Source organism: Roseobacter sp. TSBP12 (genome assembly GCF_009129705.1).
Lineage (GTDB): Bacteria > Pseudomonadota > Alphaproteobacteria > Rhodobacterales > Rhodobacteraceae > Celeribacter > Celeribacter baekdonensis_A.
The window spans coordinates 107,782-126,269 of the sequence record NZ_PYIB01000044.1; the positions used below are offsets into that span (position 1 = coordinate 107,782).

Sequence of the window (18,488 nt, forward strand, 5' to 3'; positions counted from 1 at the left end):
AAAACTAAAAAAGGGAGCCAAGATGGCTCCCTTTCTGTTTTAAAACCGCTGCTTAGATCAACCAATGATGGCGTTCAGCGTGGCCGAAGGGCGCATCACAGAGGCGACTTTGGCCGGATCTGCGTGATAATAGCCGCCCAAATCGGCGGGTTCACCTTCGGAGATTTTCAACTCGTCCAGGATGATCTCTTCTTTCTCGACCAACTCTTTGGCAATCGGGGCGAAATGCGCAGCCAGAGCGGCATCGGTGGACTGAGCGGCCAAGGCTTCGGCCCAGTAGCGCGCAAACCAGTAGTGCGATGAGCGGTTGTCGTTTTCACCGACTTTGCGCTCCGGCGACTTGCCATTCAACAACAGCTTTTGGGTCGCCTCTTCGACAGCAGTCGCCAAAACGGCTGCTTTGGCTTTGCCTCGCGAGGCGGCCAAGAACGCGTAGCTTTCGCCCAAGGCACAGAATTCGCCAAGGCTGTCCCAGCGCAGGTGGTTTTCTTCGATCACCTGCTGCACGTGTTTCGGCGCAGAGCCGCCAGCCCCGGTTTCAAACATGCCGCCGCCGTTCATCAATTTGACGATGGAGAGCATTTTCGCCGAGGTGCCCAGTTCCAGGATCGGGAACAGATCTGTCAGATAATCGCGCAGCACGTTGCCGGTGATGGTCACAACGTCTTTGCCTTTGCGCATCTCGACAAAGGAGAAACGGGTGGCCTCACGCGGGGCCATGATCGGGATGTCTTTGCCTGCGGCTTTCAGCGCCGGTTCGACATATTTGATCAGCTCCGCATCATGCGCGCGGTTGGCATCCAACCAGAAGGCACCGGTGCCGGTGGCGTCAAAACGTTCGACGCCGAGTTGAATCCAATCGAGGATCGGCGCTTTTTTCGCAGTACACGACCGCCAGATGTCGCCCGCTTCAACCGCGTGGGAATGCAGGACATCGCCGTTGTCCAAAACGATCTCGACTTTGCCGTCTGCCTTCATTTCGAAGGTGGTCGGGTGGGAGCCGTATTCTTCGGCCTTTTGTGCCATCAGGCCAACATTGGACACGGCACCACAGGTGGTGATGTCCAGCGTGCCGGTCTCTTTGAAATACTCGACCGTTTCGTCATAGACGCAGGCGTAGGAATTGTCCGGGATGCAGCATTTGGTGTCAGCCGCTTTGCCGTCCGGGCCCCAACCGATGCCACCGGCTTTGATCACAGCGGGCATGGAGGCGTCGATGATCACGTCGGAGGGCACATGCAGGTTGGTGATGCCCTTGTCAGAATTCACCATGTAAAGTGGCGGACGGGCGTCAAGGGCGGCTTTGAGGTCCGCTTTCATCTCGGCATTGTCCGCGATCAGTTTGTCCAATTCACCGATGCCGTCGTTCGGGTTCCAATCCAGAGAGGCCCCGTGTTTGGCGATGAAATCTTCGAGATAAACCGACACGAAGTGACCGAAGATGATCGGGTCAGAGACCTTCATCATCGTGGCTTTGAGGTGCACGGAGAACAAAACGCCCGGCTCCATGCTTTCGATTTCGGCTTTGATATAGGCGCGCAGGGCCTTGGCGGAGAGGAAGGTCGCGTCGACCACTTCGCCCTCGGCGTATTTCAAACCGGATTTCAGAACGGTCTCGGTGCCGTCTTTGGCGGTGAAAACGATCTTTGCGCCGCCCGCTTGGGCAGCCGTGATGGTGGCGGCTTTTTCATTGGCGAAAAAGTCGTTGCCCGGCATCGAGGCGACCGTGGTTTTGGAGGCTGAGGTCCATGTGCCCATGCGGTGCGGGTTGGCCTTGGCGTATTCTTTCACGGCTTTGGCGGAGCGACGATCCGAGTTCCCTTCGCGCAGAACCGGGTTCACGGCGGAGCCTTTGATCGTGTCGTATTTGGCGCGGATCGCCTTTTCTGCGTCGGTTTGCGGATCGGCCGGGTAGGACGGGATCGGGTAGCCTTGCGACTGTAATTCTTTGATCGCGGCTTCAAGTTGCGGTACGGAGGCCGAGACGTTTGGCAGTTTGATCACGTTGGCTTCGGGGGTTTTCACCAACTCGCCCAGTTCGGCCAAATCGTCAGACACTTTTTGATCGTCCGAAAGCAGCTCCGGGAACAGCGCGAGGATGCGGGCGGCGACCGAAATATCGCGGGTCTCGACGTTGATTCCTGCGGCTTCGGAGAACGAGGTGATGATCGGCAAAAGCGATCCACGCGCGAGTTCAGGGGCTTCGTCTACGATGGTGTAGATGATATCGGGGGTCTCTTGGGCCATGGGGTCCTCCACTAGTGGGTCTGCCACTTTAAGCGATGCTTTTCAGCGATTCTGCATTGGGGCAATTGCCCTTTTGCGCTTGGGCTTTCGGGTAGCGGAGTATGGGTCTCAAGTCAATGTATCCCGAGGTATACAATGCAAATGCTGCGGCGGATTGCGGCGGGAAACGGCGTCTTATGATCCGGTTTGCCAAAGTCTTGTGATTAAAAAATAAGCTAATGCGCATTTCATCACCGTAAAACGCGTGATTCCGATTGTGAAGCGCTCAACCGAACCTCTAAATTCTGAGCATGAGCGACACAAAAATCTTTGACGAAATGTGGGGCCGCAATGAGACCCTGCGCGATCCTTACGCAGGATTTCAAAGCTGGTTTGAAGGCGAAGACCTCAAACGGCTCCGAGCAAAACAACGCGAGGCGGAAGAGGTCTTCCGGCTCACGGGCATCACCTTTAACGTCTACGGACGCTCGGAGGCCGAAGAGCGGTTGATCCCGTTCGACATCATCCCGAGGGTGATCTCCGGGCGTGAATGGCAAAAGCTGTCCAAGGGGATCGAACAGCGGGTCCGTGCGATCAACGCCTTTCTTCACGACATCTATAATCGGCAGGAAATCATCAAAGCGGGCCGTATCCCTCTTGAGATGATCACCCGCAACGAGGCGTTTTTACCGCATATGATGGGGATGTGTCCGCCGGGGGGCATCTATACTCATATTGTGGGCACCGACCTTGTGCGCACCGGCGACGATCAGTTCTATGTCCTCGAAGACAATGCCCGCACCCCCTCCGGCGTCTCCTACATGTTGGAGAACCGCGAGACGATGCTGCAAATGTTCCCTGAACTGTTTTCCAAGAACCGCGTGCAGCCGGTGCAAAACTACCCGTCGGACCTGCGCCGTTCGCTGGCCGCCTGTGCGCCGCCCGCCTGTGATGGGCCGCCAACCGTGGCCGTCTTGACGCCGGGGATTTACAACTCCGCCTATTTTGAACACGCGTTTTTGGCCGATCAAATGGGCGTGGAATTGGTTGAGGGTCATGACCTTCGGGTTGTCGACGGGCGTGTCGCCATGCGCACCACCCGCGGCTATCAACCGATTGATGTGCTCTACCGCCGCATCGACGACGATTTCCTTGATCCGCTGAACTTTAACCCGGAGTCGGCTCTGGGCGTGCCTGGCATCATGGATGTCTACCGCGCGGGCGGCATCACCATCGCCAACGCACCGGGCACCGGCATCGCCGATGACAAAGCGATCTATAGCTATATGCCGGAGATCGTTGAATTCTATACTGGCGAAAAAGCGATCTTGGAAAACGTGCCGACATGGCGCTGTTCCGAGCCGGACAGTCTGGCCTATGTGCTCGACAACCTCTCTGAACTGGTGGTCAAAGAGGTGCATGGCTCTGGCGGCTACGGCATGTTGATCGGACCGACCTCAAGCAAGAAAGAGATCGAAGCCTTCCGCGCCAAATTGACCTCGCGCCCCTCGAATTATATCGCCCAGCCGACGCTGGCCCTCTCGACCGTGCCGATCTTTACCAAGGCGGGGCTTGCCCCGCGCCATGTCGATCTGCGGCCCTATGTGCTCTGCTCGCCTGAGGGGATCAACATCACGCCCGGCGGATTGACCCGCGTGGCGCTGCAAAAAGGCTCCTTGGTGGTGAACTCATCCCAAGGCGGGGGCACCAAAGACACTTGGGTGCTGGAAGATTAAAGGGTAGGGGACAGATATGCTTGGGAAAACCGCAAATGGCCTCTACTGGATGTTTCGCTATCTGGAGCGGGCCGAAAACACCTCGCGGCTTGTCGATACGGGGCAGCGCATTGGTCTGACCCGTCTGGGCGATGCCGATGATGAATGGACCTCGGTGATGCAATCGGCGGGCGTTATTGAGGCTATGACGCCCATTACGATGAGACCAGCAAAGACAGCGCGATTGATTGGATGCTGCGCTCTCGGGACAATCCGTCCTCGGTACTCTCGACCATCTCGGAAGCGCGCCAAAACGCCCGCCTTGTGCGCACGGCCTTGACCGGCGAGGTCTGGGAGGCCTTGAACGGCTGTTACATGGCCACCCGCGAGGCGTTGAAACGCAAAGTCTCCGAACGCGACCTTCCGGCCGTGCTGGGCCTCATTCGTCAACGCACCGCCTTGGTGCGTGGCGCGACCCATGGCACGATGCTGCGCAATGACATCTATGATTTCGCCCGCATCGGTACGTTTATCGAACGCGCCGATGCCACGGCGCGGATTTTGGATGTCAAATATTACGTGCTTTTGCCGTCGAATTTCTCGGTCGGTTCCTCGATCGACAATGTGCATTGGGAAACCATTCTGCGCTCGGTCTCGGCGCGGGGCGGGTTTCGCATGGCGTACGGCTCGCAAGTCAACGCCCGCGACATTGCGCAGTTCCTTGTGCTCGACAAACGTATGCCGCGTTCGCTGAATTTCTGCGTGTCAAAAATCTACGACAATCTGGCCTATCTTGGGGCCGATTACGGTGCCAAATTCCCCTCGATGGACTTGGCCGAGGCGCTGGTCAATCGGTTCAACGCGCATGATATCGACGCGGTCTTTGAATACGGGCTGCATGAGTATATTCAAAACGTCTTGACGAGTTTGCGCCAACTTGGTGGTCAAATCGAACAAGACTATCGCTTTTATGAGTGAGGACCCATGCGCCTGACGATCCGCCACACCACCCGATATTCCTTTGCCGATCCTGTGGCTTACGGGCTGCAACAGTTGCGCAAAACGCCAAAATCCGGCCATGGTCAGGAGGTGATCCGCTGGACCACCACCCTGTCTGGGGCCAAAAAGGAACTCGAATATCATGATCATATGAACAATGCGGTCGAGCTGATTTCCTTTGATAAAGACGTCACCGAAGTCACCGTGCGCTCGGAGGGTGAGGTCGAGGTCTCTGACACCACGGGTATCATTGGCGCGCATCGCGGGCCTGCGCCACTGTGGCTGTTTGAAACCGTCACGCCGCTGACCAAACCGGGGCCCGGCGTGCGCGCGTTGATCAAACAGGTGGAGGGCGAGAGCTCGGTCGGCAAGCTGCACGATCTCTCGCGGGTGATCAGCGAGACCGTGGCCTATGAGGTCGGCACCTCGCAATCCGAGACCCGCGCCGAAGATGCGATTGCCGAGGGCAAAGGCGTGTGCCAGGACCACGCTCATATCTTTATCGCGGCGGCGCGTGAAATGGGATTTCCGGCGCGCTATGTCTCCGGTTATCTGATGATGGATGATCGCATCGAACAGGACGCCACCCATGCCTGGGCTGAGGCGCATGTCGATGGTCTGGGCTGGGTCGGATTTGATGTGTCCAATCAGATTTGCCCGGACACACGTTACGTCCGTGTTGCAACAGGGCTGGACTATCAGGGGGCGGCCCCTGTAACTGGCACACGATACGGCGGGGCGGGAGAGACTCTTTCGGTCGCCATTGAAGTTGCCCAGCAACAATAAAGTTCCCGGAGGGACAGATGACCTATTGCGTCGGCATGATGCTCGATAAGGGCCTTGTGATGATGTCGGACACCCGCACCAATGCAGGCGTCGATAACATTTCCACCTTCAAAAAGATGTTCACCTGGGAAGCCCCCGGCGAACGCGTTTTGACGCTGATGACGGCGGGCAATCTGGCAACGACACAGGCTTTGGTCTCTTTGCTCGACGAGCGTACCAAAGCGCCGGAAGAGCGCGAACCTTCGATCCTGGCCGCCCCTTCGATGTTCCAGGTGGCGCGGATCGTGGCCCAGACCCTCAAGGATCTGATCACCACCCATGCCGACGAAGGCCAACGTGCGTCGAGCACGTTCAACGCCACCGTGCTTTTGGGCGGTCAAATCAAAGGCAACCCGCCACGCCTGTTTTTGATCTATCCCGAGGGCAATTTCATCGAGGCGGGGGATGAGACGCCGTTTTTCCAAATCGGTGAAACCAAATACGGCAAACCAATTTTGGTGCGTGCTTATGATCCGGCTATGTCCTTTGAAGATGCGGTCAAATTGACGCTGGTTTCCTTTGACAGCACGGTGAAAGCCAACCTCTCCGTTGGTCTGCCGTTCGATTTGCAAGTGATCGAAACCGATACCTATAAAGTCACACACCAACGCCGCATCACCGCCGATGACGAGTATTTCCAAACGATTTCATCGAGGTGGGGCGAGGCGTTGAAGACCGCGATGGACAGTCTTCCGGGCTTTACCTTTTAAGGCGTCTCGAGGCTGAGATTGGGTTTCGGGAACAGAGCGGGTTGGACGCCGCGCTCGATATAATCCCATGTCGCCATGGCGATCATCGCCGCATTGTCTGTCGCCCATTTCACCGGCGGCAGGCATAGGTTCACCCCGTGTCGCCCGGCCACCTGAGCCATCGCGTCGCGCAATTGCGGCGAGGCGGAGACACCACCGACAATCACCAAAGAGCGCGGTTTGCACTCCGCCAGCGCCCGGTCCGCCTTGGCCACCAAGACGTCGAGACAGGCGGCGACAAAAGACGCCGACATGTCCTCAAGACTAACCTCTGGGTGGTTTTCAATATGGCGCGCGACCGAAGATTTCAGGCCGGAAAACGAGAACTCATAGCCCTCATTTTTCATCGGTCTGGGGAGGCGCAACACCGGTCTGCCCAATTTTGCCGCCCGGTCAATCGCCGGACCGCCCGGCATCCCAAGCCCCAACATTCGCGCCACTTTGTCATAGCTTTCACCAACGGAATCGTCGCGTGTCGTCCCCAAAAGCCGATAAGACCACGGGTCTTTTAAGTCCGCGATCAACGTGTGCCCGCCCGAGACCAACATGATCACGGCGGGGAATTCGGTTTGGCCGTCTTCCAACTCAACCGAGCGGATATGCCCACGCAAATGGTTGACGCCATATGCCGGCACGCCCCATCCCAAGGACAGCGCCTCAGCGGTGGACAGCCCGACCAAAAGCGAGCCGATCAATCCCGGCCCACGGGTCACGCCAATGCCCGTGAGGTCTTTCGGTGTTGCGGAGGCCTCATCCATAACCGACTGAATTGTCGGTAAAATAGCCTCAAGATGCGCCCGCGAGGCCAATTCGGGATAGACCCCGCCAAAGGCCTCATGCACTTCATATTGCGACACGGTTTTGATTGCGGCCACATGGCCCGAACGATCAACAAGCGCCACCGATGTGTCATCACAGGAGGTCTCGATGCCAAGGATCAGCGCGCTCATAGGAGGCCCTCCAAAAGGCTGGCGATCTCTGCCTCAGACACCGCGCCAAGCCGTTCGATCCGGGCCGGGGTGACGCGGCAATTGACGATGGTAGAGGGTGTGGCTTGGTGCCCTGTGCCCGCCACGATCAAATCCGGCGTGCCGTTCAACTGCGCTGCAGCCTCATCAGCCGTGCCCGGTGTCTGTGCCCCGGATCGGTTGGCCGAGGTGACCAAAAGCGGACCGGTTTCGCGCAACACTGCCAAGAGCCACGCGTCATTGGGGATGCGCAAAGCGATCTCGTCGCGCCCGGCAAGCCATTCGGGGGCGCGCGCCGGATCAAGACCAAAGACGATGGTCAATGCGCCCGGCACAAAAGGGCTTGAGAGCAGGGTCTGCGCGCTTGGCGTGATCCGTGCGCCGAGAGTCCCAATCTGATCCGCATTCGCAACCATGATCGGCAGGTTCTTGTCACGTGGGCGGTGTTTGAGCCGATAAAGCCGATCAATCGCCGCCGTATGTTGCGGCGATACCGCCAGCCCAAGCACTGTGTCGGTCGGCAAAAGCACAACGCCGCCATGGCTAAGGCATTGCGCAATCTCTCGCACCTGATCTGTCATGACAGCACCTCGACAATCGGATAGGCGCGGGCGTTTGCGGCGGGTTTTGGGGCGGCATCGACAAGGCTCAGAAGGGTCGCCATCTTTGCGGTGTTGGTTTTTGGCGGCGCGGTGCCCTCAACAGGGATATTGCCCGCAAGGTTGTATTTGTCCAAGTTTTCGAGCTGCTTAAGGGCATCTTCTTCCAAACAATGTTCGTAATGTATAAGTGTGCCATCACGGAAAATTCCGAAATGCACATAGGGCCGACCCGCACGGCGCAGCAGGGCGACCGGGGTATGACCGTCGAACGCCTCCGCCCCCAGCAGTGCAAAAGCGGGCAGAGCAACGACCGGAATCCCAAGGGTAAAGCCCAACCCATTGGCAAAAGCCGCCGCCGTGCGCGTCACGCCAAGCCCGCCGGGACCGATGTCACAGCCGATGCGGGTGATCTCTTTCAACGTCGCCCCGATCTCAGTAAGCCCGGTTTCCAACATCAGGCGATACTCGCGCGATCCCGCAAGGCTCTCGACCTCTGAACTGTCAAACCGGATCGCGCCATCACGGGCCAACGCCAAGACCGGCACGCCGTTTGAGGCCTGAATAAGCAATGTCACCTTGCTCATGCCAGCGTCTCCAATGCGTCTAAAACCGTGTCCCATCGCGGGGCAGAGGCGGAGATGGACAACACCCGCGCCGTGTCATCCTCGCCAAAACCAAGGCGGATGGACAGGGCGGTGTCATAGCTTTCCGCTATCCGTTCGCCCCATTCGATCACGGCGATACCTGTGTCAAAATAGTCTTCCAGCCCAAGGTGATAGAACTCTTGCGCGTTTTTCAGGCGGTAGGCATCGACATGCAATACCATGCTCTTCGGCGTCTCATAGATATTGGCGATGGTGTAGGTCGGGCTGGTCACCGCCTCGTCTGAGCCAAGGGCGCGGACCAAGGCGCGGGTGAAAAACGTCTTTCCCGCCGCTAAACTGCCATCCAGCAAAATCACATCGCTCGGGTGCAACAACGGGGCCAGCGCCGCAGCAACGCGCGCGGTCGCGGCTTCGTCTTTCGCAATCAATGTCACTTTGCGCACCACGGGGTCTGTCCGGTCTTTGAAAACGTCCTGCGCGATTTAGGGCAAATCGGGCCAAAGGTCCATGGTGTCAATCACCGGGTCCATCGGTAGCGCGGTCCGTTCAGAACGACCCAATCACTGATCCGTGTCGAGCCAAATCGTAATCGGACCGTCATTGATCAGGCTCACCTTCATATCTGCACCAAAAATTCCGGTCTCACAGGGGACACCGGTCTGACGCAGAGCATTGGTGAAATGTTCATAGAGCGCGTTCCCAACGTCCGGTGCAGCAGCGGTGGAAAACCCCGGACGATTGCCTTTTGTCTCGGCGGCGAGTGTAAATTGGCTGACCACAAGCGCACTGCCTTGGATGTCACGGACAGACAGGTTCATTTTGCCTGCATCATCTTGAAAAATGCGCAGTTTTGAAATCTTGGCGGCCAGTTTTTCGGCCTGCGCTTCGGTGTCGTCGCGCATCGCACAGACCAAAACCAAAAGCCCCGGCCCGGAGTGCCCAACCACCGCACCATCGACTCGCACGGCGGCTTCAGAAATGCGTTGAACCAGCGCTCTCATAGGTCATGCGCCCATGGTGGATTGGCCCCGGCGCGGCTGACGGTTACGGCGGCGGCCTTGGCCCCAAGGGCAAGTGCCGCGCGCAAGGTGGCCTCATCCAAATCGGCAACATGCGCTTTGGTCAGTTTGCCCGCCCGTTGCAGCCCGGCCAAAAGGCCTGCGTTGAACGTGTCCCCGGCCCCCACTGTATCCACAACCGTCACTTTTTCGGCGGCCACATGGGTGACATGCCCGGCGGTATAGCCCTTGACCCCATCCCCGCCCATGGTCAGGCAGACAAGCTTTGGTCCCTTGGTCAAAAGCAGTTCGATATGGGCCTCAATCTCACCGTCGCCCATCAGCCACAACAGGTCCTCGTCCGAGACTTTGACAATATCGGCATGGGTCAGCATATGTTCGATTCGTGCACGATAACGGGCCTCATCACGGATAAATCCGGGCCGAATGTTCGGATCGATCATGGTGACGCGGGTTTTGGAGGCCTCAACAAACAACGTCTCATAGGCCGCGCCGCAGGGTTCGACCGGCAAAGAAATCCCACCACAAAACACCGCTTCAATCGTGTCGGGGAGGGGAGGGAGGTCGGCCTCGGTCAACATCCGCCCGGCGGTGTTTTCGTCATAAAACGCATAGGTGGCGTGACCATTGACCAATTTGACAAAGGCCACGGTACAGGGGCGATCCACGGTGAGGGATAGACTGCCATCCACATGGCTTTGAGCGAGGCTTTGTTTCAACAGATCGCCAAAGAAATCCTCTGAGAAGCCACTGAAAAAGCCCACATTCGCGCCAAGCCGCCCCAAAGCGATGGCGGTGTTAAACACAGCGCCGCCGGGGTAGGGCGCATAGGCGTCTTCGCCCAGCGTTGTGGTGCGGGGCAGCATGTCGATGAGGCTTCGCCTGCGCAAAGGATCATGGGCCTGTCTCCTAGAAAGGGGGTTGCGTCGTTTTAGGGGTGTTAGCGCTATCTGTGCAAGAAAAAAGGCTCAAAACCCGCCTGTGCCCTGCTGATTCATCGCCACCACATAGCCCACGCCCGCCGCAACGATCAGCCCCGCGATCACCGCCAAGGCGATTTTCCATGCCGAATAGGGCCGTTCGCCCTGGACCTTTCCGGTGCGGCCATTGACAACAAAGCGATAGGTCTTACCCCGGTATTTATAGGCCGCCATCCACACCGGCAAAAGGATATGTTTGAACGTCACCTCCGACACCGCCGTCTGGAGGTCATGCACCCTTTGCCGATCCCCGCCGATGTCAAATTTCACATCACGGACAATCACCCGGTCCATGTAGTCGCGCGCGCTCTCATATCCCTCTTCGAGCGGAACGGTATAGGCCGAGGCGCGAAACCCGGCCAAATAATCCGGCACATAGGGTTCCAATTCGGACAGATCCCACGGCGCAAGCCATCGGTGAACCGCGTCGGCAAAGCCTGTGAGGCCAACACCAGCACATCGTCAAAAAACCGCGACACGCGGCCGGATTTGGCCCGCCAGCGGGTGTGACGTTCACGAATGGTTTGGGTTTTGCCATCGCGGGTGATCGTGCGTGTGGTGTAATAGTCATCGCCGCGCTCACCCCGGTATTGCGTCGCCGTTTGCGCATCAAAGGTCCAATAGGGCAGGTACATCCCCGACAATTGCCGCCCCTTGCGGGCATAATCCTTGAGCCCATTTGGGGCAAACCACAAGCGACCAAGCCAATCTGTCATCGCGCTGCGCGCGTGCGCCTCGGTGAGGGCAAAGGGCAGGAGGCCATGCGGTTTGATCTGGCGGTGCACGCCTGTGTCCGTGACCACGGGGGTGGCGCAAAACGGGCATTCAGTGGCATGGATGTCGGCGTCAAATTCCACCTCCGCTCCGCAGTTGGGACAGGTTGAAACGCGGGTCTCTTCCATCGCCTGATCCGGCAGGGTCGCGTTCAATGCAGCGCGAAAATCTAACTCTCGCGGGGGCGGGGCATCACCTTTATCAAGCGGTTGATCCGCGCCGCAATGGTCGCATTTGAGCAGCTTGGCCTCCGGGTCAAATCGTAAATCCGCCCCGCAGGCAGAACAGGGAAAGCGATGCTCCTGTGTGCTTTGGTCAGAAAATTTCTCTGAGTTCATGCATGTTTACCCGGTGTTAAGGGCGCAGAGCCCATGCTTCGACACAGCACAACGCGCGTTGATGAATGTGGAGACGGGTCTTGCAAAAGAGGAATGAAGACACCCATGTGCGTGATGCCATTTGTGCCCACGCCTCTTGGACGCGGACGTTTTCGGAGTGTATTGATCACGGTAAACTCGAAAAAACATCACAGGACATCTCCTGTGACGATCAATGCGATTTTGGCAAATGGCTGGCTGGACTGTCGCCCTCTGCCAATGACCCGGCGATGAAGAAATTCAACATGATCAAAGCGATGCACACGCAGTTTCATGTCGAGGCGGGTAAAATTGCAGTTCATGTTGAAAATGGCGATCGCGCCTCGGCGCGCACAGGCTATGAAGCGCCCCATTTCAAACGGATGACCCATTCGTTGATCATCAATCTCAACGATTGGCGCGAAGATTTCCGCAGGTTTTCCTAATGCGACAAGGCTGCGATGCTGTTTCATGCGGCGTCACGGTGCTCAAAACTCACGGCCTGCCCGACTTGGCGGCAAGACGAGTCGGTGAAGCGGATGACATGGCAAAATACCATGGTCCCAATCCCGTCTCTGGTCAAACGCCCGGAAACGGTGCCCGCTTTGCCATGGCAGACGACCTGATCAATCGAAATGCTTTGCGGCGGCACCTTATTCAGCAGGTGCGCCGTGATTGCATCGCGCCCAAGCACACAGGGCGTCGCGGTTTGATCCCAACTGGCCGTCTCAGAAAACACCCCATGATCCACTTCGACCACACCCATAAGGGCGAGGGCGATCTCGGTCACTTTGGCATTTGTGGCGGACCGGTCACAATCCGGCGACCGATGCACCCGAGGGGCAAGAGGCATGAGCGTTACGCACCCGGCGGGGGCGGCGGCGGCGCGATGGTGAAAAGCTGTGCCAATTCGCGCACATCTTCGGCCTGCAACCACCCGTCCTGACCGGGGGTCCAGACGTAAGAGCTGCGTTTGAGTGTCCCCTTTGCGGCCATCTGCCCCATTTCCGCCTTGGAAAACGGGCCGGTTGTTTCGCCATTCTCGGCGATGTGCCAGACATGTTCGACTGGCGGCGGGGGTGGGGTTTGAGCGGCAGGTGCGGGAGATGCGGCGGCAGGACGCGCACCCCATGGTCCTGCTTGTGCGGCCATCGCCATGCCCATCCCGGCGCCCATGCCCGCCCCCATCGACGACGCCATCGCTGAATTCTCCGCGCCCATGGCTTCGGCGGCGTTGAATTTCATATAGCCATCGAGGTTGCCCACGATGCCCATCGAGGTGCGCTTGTCCATCGCGGCCTCGACCGCTTCGGGCAAGCTGATGTTTTCAATGTAAAATTCCGGAATGATCAGGCCGTATTCAGACACCACTTTGGTGATCTCGCTGGCGACCAATTTGCCCATATCCGCCGTGTTTGCCGCCATGTCCAACACCGGGATGCCAGAGCTTGCAACGATGCGGCTAAAGGCCTGAACGATGATGTTGCGGATTTGGAACGAGATTTCATCCATGGTGAATTCGCCGTCTGTGCCGACGATTTCGGTCAAAAACAGCGCCGGATCAGAGACTTTGACCGTGTAGGTGCCATAGGCGCGGATGCGCACCGGACCGAATTCCGGGTCGCGGCAGATGATCGGGTTTTTCGTGCCCCATTTGAGGTCGGAAAACCGCGTGGTATTGACGAAATAGACCTCGGATTTGAACGGCGATTTGAACCCGTGATCCCAATGGTTCAACGTGGTGAGGATCGGCATGTTGTTGGTTTCCAACATATAAAGCCCCGGCGAAAACACATCCGCCAGCTGCCCCTCATGCACAAACACCGCCGCCTGACCTTCGCGCACGGTCAATTTGGCCCCGTATTTGATTTCATGCGCTTCGCGTTCAAACCGCCACACCATCGTGTCACGGGTGTCATCCGTCCAATGGATGACGTCAATGAATTCGCCAGAGAGAAAATCGAAAATACCCATCGGGGCCTCCTATGGTCGTCAAATATCCTCGCCCATCAATTCGCGTGCAATCACGACAGAGATCGGGCGGGCAACTTCGGGTCTCATGCCGGGCGCAGACGCGGATCATAGAGCATCCGTAGCAAAAGTTCGTCATGGCGGGTCAGCAACGCAAACTCTTCGTCGTCGTTGAAAATCGACGGCCGTGCGCGCGGGCTGTCATTGGCCAGTCCCAGGCCCTGAGCGATTTCCTCGTGGAAACACGAGCGGCGCAACAGGTCCGGGTTCTCGGCGCGGATGATCGCCACCGCCTTGCGATACGCGCCGTCATTGGCGGGATCAGAGGCGATCACCAAGCAATAGGTCGAGCGCGGCATGTCGATGACAGAGCGGATCGCGTTCGCGCCGATGCCCGGAATGAGCTGGCTCAGACGCGGGCCAATGGCGCGGCGTTCGTCTTCGTTGAGCACCAGAATATTGAAGTTCGGGCGGGAGGACACGCTGATCGCATGGCCCGAGGCACGAGCCAGTTGCCCGGCAAAACTTTCAATCGTCGCGCGGTCCTTTTGACGCTGTTCCACCGGCACAGAGGAGCCGAATTCAATGCCGAGCCGCACGGGCACATCCCAGCGATGCAGATCAGAGGGCGTGGTTTTGGCGATAAACTGCCCACCGACCGAGGTGTATTCGTCATTGAGCGCGATGGCGTCAAAATTCACCGCAAGCTGGCGCGCGGAAAAGGGCGTATCCGGCCCGCCCCCGTCCGTGCGCAACAGGTCATTGGCCAAAAGATCGGCCTGAACCCGTGCGAAATAGGTCTGAAGCAAACGGCTTTCGGTGCTGCGCGGGGTGACGCTGGTGCTGTCTGGACGCAAAACGGGTTGCGATGCGTGGCTGGGCGGGCGCGCGATGGGCGGTGTGCTTGGACCGGGCACACAGGCCGACAGCGCGAGCCCTGCGCTCGCGCCGAGGACTGTCAATCTTGCCCGACCCAAGGGACGCATCAGGAACGCACCGATGGCCCGGCGGCGTTGCCGGTGGCTTTGGCGGAGGCCAGAGTGTCGCGCAGATTGGCTTCCATGGTTTTGAGTTCGACCTCGGCCTCGGCGCGCTTGCGTTTGCCCTCGTCGGCGATCTGAAGGCTTTCCTCAATGGTGGCGATCAATTCGGCATTGGCGGTTTTCACGGCCTCGATGTCAAACACGCCGCGTTCCATTTCGGTGCGCACGATTTTGTTGCCCTCGCGTAGGTTTTTAGCATTCGCGGTCAACAACTCGTTGGTCAGATCCGTCGCGGCTTTGATGTCTTTCGCGGCCTCGGTCGAACGCTGAATGGTCACGGCTTGGGCCAATTGGGTTTCCCAAAGCGGCACGGTGTTGACCAGTGTGGAGTTGATCTTGGTGACCAGGGATTTGTCGTTTTCCTGCACCAAGCGGATCGAGGGCAGAGACTGCATCGTCACTTGGCGAGTCAGTTTCAGATCATGCACCCGGCGTTCCAAATCGTCGCGCGCCGCGCGCAGATCGCGCAATTCCTGCGCTTTGATCACTTGGTCCTGCTCGGGCGCGGCCTCCACCGCGGCGGCCAGAGCGGGGATGTCGCTCTCGTCCAATTCCTTGATCTTCAATTCGCCCGCCGCAATGTAAATCGCCAATTCATCATAGAAATTCAGCGTTTTATCATAAAGCATATCGAGCGATTTGATGTCTTTGAGCAGCTTGTGCTCATGCGTCAAAAGATTGTCGGTGATCTTGTCGATCTGGGTTTGAATGGTCTCGTAGCGGGCGATGAATTTTGCCATCGGTGCGGCGCGGCCCAACAGTCTTTCCCACCAGCTGCGTTTGCGGCGCACATCGAGTTCGGACACGGAAAACCCGCGAATGGTGGTGACGATGGAGCGCAAAGAGTCGCCCGCTGGCCCCACATCCTTGTTGCGCACATCTTCCAGCATCGCTTGTGAGATCACTTGCAATTCAGCCTGCGCCCCCGAGCCAAAGCGGACGATCGAATTGGTGTCCCCCATGTTGATCTCGGATTTCGCACGCTCGATTTCCGCGCTCAAAGGTGTGTTTGCCAAAGCCACCGGGTCGATCAACTCGCCCTTTGGCTCTGCGAGGACAACGGCGGTAACGGCTTCGACGTCTTTCAATGCGGCTTCGGCCTTTTGGCGGGTGGTGTCGGACATGGAACGGTTCCCCAGTTAAGAACTTGAAAAGTTTACTTATTTGATGCCTTCGCGGGCAAGACGGTCACGCAGGATCTCAATCTCGATATCAAGATCAGTTTTGCTACCCAAAAGTAACGCCTCATTGCGCGCGGTGAAATTTTGTTCGAGATCATCAAGCAGCGCGAACCAATCCTGACGCGCCTCAGCGTTTTTGGTGCGCGCCCAAAGGTCAGCATATTTGATCGTCGCATCGCGCGCGCCCAGCAAATAAACCCCAAGATATTTGCGCGCAGCGGTCAAGTCGCGCGGGTCTTCCTCGACAGTGCGAAACATATCGCGGGCGGTTTTGATAAAGGCGTCAAGGCGGGTTTCGGCGGCGCGGTCGCCCGACCGCGACAACGCTTCGCGCATGGCGTTCAAATGCGCTTCCGCCTCGTCAATCGCTTTGGACACCCGGTCTTGTTGAAACGTGTCAATGTCATCCATGCCTTTGTTTTTCAAAGGATCAAAACCAAAGGCGAGGCTGTGCAGCACGGTGCCGAGACTGGCAAAAATCACCGTCTCGACAGGGCCCCAGCCGAACCAGCCGACAAGGCCAAGCCCGACGCCGGTCAAGACAGAGCCAAAGATTTTGCGCGGGATCGCGGGGCGACGCGAGATTTTGCGCGCCTCATAGGATTCTTCGGCCTTCAACCTTCACGGGTCAAAAACGCCGCCCCCACAAGACATCCCAGGGCCGCTAAATAGCCTGCCATAACAATGGGTTCGGCGGAAAATGCTTTCCACGACAAGGGCAGACCCGCGTAGAACAACAGGTTTGAGCGCGCGCCGACGCGGGACGGACGTTTGCCATCAAAAGGGCGGTGTTGCGGGGGCGGGGGTGTGCCCGCGCCCTCCGGTTTCGCCGGAGGTTTCGGGCTGCCATCGGGTGAATAGGTCGAACCATACCGTTGGGCCATGGATCACATTCCCTGCGCTTTGATCGTGACGTAAAAGGTCAGCGCGACCAAAAGATAATAGGCCAGTTTTGAAAACGGACTGTCGCTCATGGCCACCCTTTCGATCAAACGCAGTGTTCAGGTCCAGATATAGGAAGAAATTGCGCGCTGCGAAAGAGTTAAGGGGAGCATCTGCCCCCCTTTCCCCGATGTTCTTTTGTTAGGTCTTGCCTCTCGGCGGTTTCCCGCCCGGCTTGCCACCGGGCTTGGTTGCGTGGGATTTGAACCCGGAGGAGCGGGGTTTGCCCTCCGCGCCGCCGCCGTGGCTTTTGAAACCTGCGGATTTGAAACCGCCCGGTTTGCCGCCTGGCTTTCCACCCGGTTTGCCAAAGGGCCGACCTGCGGGTTTGCCATCGCGATCGCCACGGGACTCGCCTCGTGAATCGCTGCGGGATTTGAAATCACCCCGAGAATCACCCTCACGTTTCTTGAACCCACCCTCGGGCCGCCCGCCACCCGCATCGTCGCGGCGTTTGAAACCGCCAGGTTTGCCACCCGGCTTACCGTCACGATCATCGCGGGATTTAAAGCCGCCTTCGCCGCGCGGTTTGCCGCTAAAGGGACGATCCCCACCCGCATCATCGCGGCGTTTGAAACCGCTAGGTTTGCCGCCCGGTTTGCCACCGGAACGATCATCACGGTCGCCATAGGCCGGTTTGTCTCCACGCGGCTTGAACGGCGCTTTGCCGTCCACGCGGCGATCACCTCCGCCAGAACCTCCACGCGCGTCATTGCGGCCTTTGGTTTCGGTGCGCGGACCGCCTGGCTTGCCGTCGCGCGACACTGTCCGTTTCGCGCCTTGTGGTGCGCCGCGTTTGGAAAACCCGCCATCGCCAACCTCAAGATCCATGCCCAACTGATCGCGCAGCACACGGGCGCGGACCTCTTCGACCTGACCGGGTTGCAAGGTGCCAAGGCGGAACGGGCCATAGGACAGCCGGATCAGGCGGTTCACCACCAGTCCGATATGTTCCATCGCGCGGCGAATTTCGCGGTTTTTGCCTTCACGCAGACCGACGGTCAGCCAGGCATTGGCGCCCTGTTGCCGATCAAAGGTGACTTCCATGCCCTGAAAGTCCTCGCCGTCAATGGTGATGCCATTGCGCAGCGTGTCCAATGTCGCCTCAGAGGCGGTGCCTTTGACGCGGACCCGGTATTTGCGCAGCCAGCCGGTGTCGGGCAGCTCAAGTTTGCGTTTGACCTCGCCATCGTTGGTCAACAAAAGCAGGCCCTCGGAATTGATATCCAAGCGACCGACAGACATCACCCGCGGCATTTCCACCGGCAATTTGTCAAACACCGTTTCGCGGCCTTTTTCGTCCTTGGCCGTGGTCACAAGGCCCAATGGTTTGTGATAGAGCCACACGCGCGGCGGTTCGGGTTCGCCCACTTCTTTGCCATCGACATAAATGCGGTCTTTCGGCATGACGTTGAGCGCGGGGGAGACCACTTTGCGGCCATTGACCGTGACGCGGCCCTCGTTGATCAAGTCTTCGGCTTCGCGGCGCGAGGAAATGCCGGCGCGCGAGAGCACTTTGGCGATGCGGTCGCC

At 58.4% G+C, this 18,488-nt stretch carries 16 protein-coding genes and 4 pseudogenes; 5 read left to right on the forward strand and 15 right to left on the reverse strand.

The genetic code is table 11. The features are described from left to right. Positions 1 to 57: 57 nt before the first annotated feature. Complete coding sequence (locus C8029_RS13560; RefSeq protein WP_152003092.1) at positions 58 to 2,247, reverse strand: NADP-dependent isocitrate dehydrogenase; 2,190 nt, start codon at positions 2,245 to 2,247, stop codon at positions 58 to 60. 290 nt (positions 2,248 to 2,537) lie between these two features. Here C8029_RS13560 and C8029_RS13565 point away from each other — a divergent pair, with 290 nt between their 5' ends. The 4 genes and pseudogenes from C8029_RS13565 (at position 2,538) to C8029_RS13580 (ending at position 6,475) form a co-directional block, all read left to right on the forward strand. Further along, positions 2,538 to 3,962 (forward strand): circularly permuted type 2 ATP-grasp protein, encoded by a 1,425-nt coding sequence (locus tag C8029_RS13565; protein ID WP_152003093.1) that lies wholly within the window; start codon positions 2,538 to 2,540, stop codon positions 3,960 to 3,962. A 16-nt stretch (positions 3,963 to 3,978) separates the two neighbouring features. Continuing rightward, positions 3,979 to 4,919, forward strand: a pseudogene (locus tag C8029_RS13570) (alpha-E domain-containing protein). 6 nt (positions 4,920 to 4,925) lie between these two features. Next, positions 4,926 to 5,726 (forward strand): transglutaminase family protein, encoded by an 801-nt coding sequence (locus tag C8029_RS13575; protein ID WP_152003094.1) that lies wholly within the window; start codon positions 4,926 to 4,928, stop codon positions 5,724 to 5,726. A 17-nt stretch (positions 5,727 to 5,743) separates the two neighbouring features. Beyond that, the gene (locus C8029_RS13580) at positions 5,744 to 6,475 is read left to right on the forward strand and encodes a proteasome-type protease (RefSeq protein WP_009572898.1); all 732 of its coding nucleotides are present in this window, start codon (positions 5,744 to 5,746) and stop codon (positions 6,473 to 6,475) included. Here the strand turns inward: C8029_RS13580 and tsaD are convergent. From tsaD to C8029_RS13615, 7 genes and pseudogenes are all read right to left on the reverse strand, one after another. After that, complete coding sequence (gene tsaD / locus C8029_RS13585) at positions 6,472 to 7,464, reverse strand: tRNA (adenosine(37)-N6)-threonylcarbamoyltransferase complex transferase subunit TsaD (protein WP_152003095.1); 993 nt, start codon at positions 7,462 to 7,464, stop codon at positions 6,472 to 6,474. The genes C8029_RS13580 and tsaD overlap by 4 nt on opposite strands. After that, positions 7,461 to 8,063, reverse strand: a complete 603-nt coding sequence (locus C8029_RS13590) for an L-threonylcarbamoyladenylate synthase (protein WP_152003096.1) — start codon at positions 8,061 to 8,063, stop codon at positions 7,461 to 7,463. Before C8029_RS13590 ends, tsaD begins: the two co-directional genes overlap by 4 nt. Beyond that, complete coding sequence (locus C8029_RS13595; RefSeq protein WP_009572895.1) at positions 8,060 to 8,668, reverse strand: peptidase M22 glycoprotease; 609 nt, start codon at positions 8,666 to 8,668, stop codon at positions 8,060 to 8,062. Before C8029_RS13595 ends, C8029_RS13590 begins: the two co-directional genes overlap by 4 nt. Then, the gene (tsaE, locus tag C8029_RS13600) at positions 8,665 to 9,132 is read right to left on the reverse strand and encodes a tRNA (adenosine(37)-N6)-threonylcarbamoyltransferase complex ATPase subunit type 1 TsaE (RefSeq protein ID WP_193217652.1); all 468 of its coding nucleotides are present in this window, start codon (positions 9,130 to 9,132) and stop codon (positions 8,665 to 8,667) included. The genes C8029_RS13595 and tsaE overlap by 4 nt, the downstream gene beginning before the upstream one ends. A gap of 117 nt (positions 9,133 to 9,249) precedes the next feature. Then, on the reverse strand, positions 9,250 to 9,690 hold the full coding sequence (gene dtd / locus C8029_RS13605; protein ID WP_152003099.1) for a D-aminoacyl-tRNA deacylase: 441 nt from the start codon (positions 9,688 to 9,690) through the stop codon (positions 9,250 to 9,252). Beyond that, positions 9,687 to 10,606 (reverse strand): annotated as a pseudogene (locus tag C8029_RS13610) (carbohydrate kinase family protein). The gene dtd and the pseudogene C8029_RS13610 overlap by 4 nt, the downstream one beginning before the upstream one ends. A gap of 70 nt (positions 10,607 to 10,676) precedes the next feature. Beyond that, positions 10,677 to 11,800, reverse strand: a pseudogene (locus C8029_RS13615) (TFIIB-type zinc ribbon-containing protein). Positions 11,801 to 11,880: 80 nt separating this feature from the next. Here C8029_RS13615 and C8029_RS13620 point away from each other — a divergent pair. Beyond that, the gene (locus tag C8029_RS13620; RefSeq protein ID WP_157789820.1) at positions 11,881 to 12,264 is read left to right on the forward strand and encodes a CZB domain-containing protein; all 384 of its coding nucleotides are present in this window, start codon (positions 11,881 to 11,883) and stop codon (positions 12,262 to 12,264) included. 23 nt (positions 12,265 to 12,287) lie between these two features. Here C8029_RS13620 and C8029_RS13625 read toward each other — a convergent pair whose 3' ends face one another. From C8029_RS13625 to C8029_RS13650, 7 genes and pseudogenes are all read right to left on the reverse strand, one after another. After that, a complete protein-coding gene (locus C8029_RS13625) occupies positions 12,288 to 12,671 on the reverse strand; it encodes a hypothetical protein (protein WP_009572889.1) in 384 nt (127 codons plus the stop codon). 5 nt (positions 12,672 to 12,676) lie between these two features. Beyond that, positions 12,677 to 13,792, reverse strand: coding sequence for an SPFH domain-containing protein (locus C8029_RS13630; protein ID WP_152003100.1), 1,116 nt, complete (start codon positions 13,790 to 13,792; stop codon positions 12,677 to 12,679). A gap of 18 nt (positions 13,793 to 13,810) precedes the next feature. Continuing rightward, positions 13,811 to 14,775 (reverse strand): annotated as a pseudogene (locus tag C8029_RS13635) (DUF2927 domain-containing protein). Beyond that, entirely contained in the window at positions 14,775 to 15,956 is a 1,182-nt protein-coding gene (locus C8029_RS13640; protein WP_152003101.1) for a toxic anion resistance protein, read from the reverse strand. The pseudogene C8029_RS13635 and the gene C8029_RS13640 overlap by 1 nt, the downstream one beginning before the upstream one ends. Positions 15,957 to 15,992: 36 nt before the next feature. Further along, on the reverse strand, positions 15,993 to 16,631 hold the full coding sequence (locus C8029_RS13645) for a 5-bromo-4-chloroindolyl phosphate hydrolysis family protein (RefSeq protein ID WP_353617606.1): 639 nt from the start codon (positions 16,629 to 16,631) through the stop codon (positions 15,993 to 15,995). Beyond that, on the reverse strand, positions 16,628 to 16,897 hold the full coding sequence (locus tag C8029_RS22990) for a hypothetical protein (RefSeq protein ID WP_353617607.1): 270 nt from the start codon (positions 16,895 to 16,897) through the stop codon (positions 16,628 to 16,630). The genes C8029_RS13645 and C8029_RS22990 overlap by 4 nt, the downstream gene beginning before the upstream one ends. A 199-nt stretch (positions 16,898 to 17,096) precedes the next feature. Beyond that, the coding region (locus C8029_RS13650) for a pseudouridine synthase (protein WP_152003102.1) at positions 17,097 to 18,488 on the reverse strand (1,392 nt) is incomplete at its 5' end.

What these genes read in the sequence shown, in the direction of transcription:
- C8029_RS13560 (WP_152003092.1), bottom strand. Translation starts at nt 2,247, where the DNA reads ATGGCCCAAGAGACCCCCGATATCATCTACACCATCGTAGACGAAGCC.
- C8029_RS13565 (WP_152003093.1), top strand. Translation starts at nt 2,538, where the DNA reads ATGAGCGACACAAAAATCTTTGACGAAATGTGGGGCCGCAATGAGACC.
- C8029_RS13575 (WP_152003094.1), top strand. Translation starts at nt 4,926, where the DNA reads ATGCGCCTGACGATCCGCCACACCACCCGATATTCCTTTGCCGATCCT.
- C8029_RS13580 (WP_009572898.1), top strand. Translation starts at nt 5,744, where the DNA reads ATGACCTATTGCGTCGGCATGATGCTCGATAAGGGCCTTGTGATGATG.
- tsaD (WP_152003095.1), bottom strand. Translation starts at nt 7,464, where the DNA reads ATGAGCGCGCTGATCCTTGGCATCGAGACCTCCTGTGATGACACATCG.
- C8029_RS13590 (WP_152003096.1), bottom strand. Translation starts at nt 8,063, where the DNA reads ATGACAGATCAGGTGCGAGAGATTGCGCAATGCCTTAGCCATGGCGGC.
- C8029_RS13595 (WP_009572895.1), bottom strand. Translation starts at nt 8,668, where the DNA reads ATGAGCAAGGTGACATTGCTTATTCAGGCCTCAAACGGCGTGCCGGTC.
- dtd (WP_152003099.1), bottom strand. Translation starts at nt 9,690, where the DNA reads ATGAGAGCGCTGGTTCAACGCATTTCTGAAGCCGCCGTGCGAGTCGAT.
- C8029_RS13625 (WP_009572889.1), bottom strand. Translation starts at nt 12,671, where the DNA reads ATGCCTCTTGCCCCTCGGGTGCATCGGTCGCCGGATTGTGACCGGTCC.
- C8029_RS13630 (WP_152003100.1), bottom strand. Translation starts at nt 13,792, where the DNA reads ATGGGTATTTTCGATTTTCTCTCTGGCGAATTCATTGACGTCATCCAT.
- C8029_RS13640 (WP_152003101.1), bottom strand. Translation starts at nt 15,956, where the DNA reads ATGTCCGACACCACCCGCCAAAAGGCCGAAGCCGCATTGAAAGACGTC.
- C8029_RS22990 (WP_353617607.1), bottom strand. Translation starts at nt 16,897, where the DNA reads ATGGCCCAACGGTATGGTTCGACCTATTCACCCGATGGCAGCCCGAAA.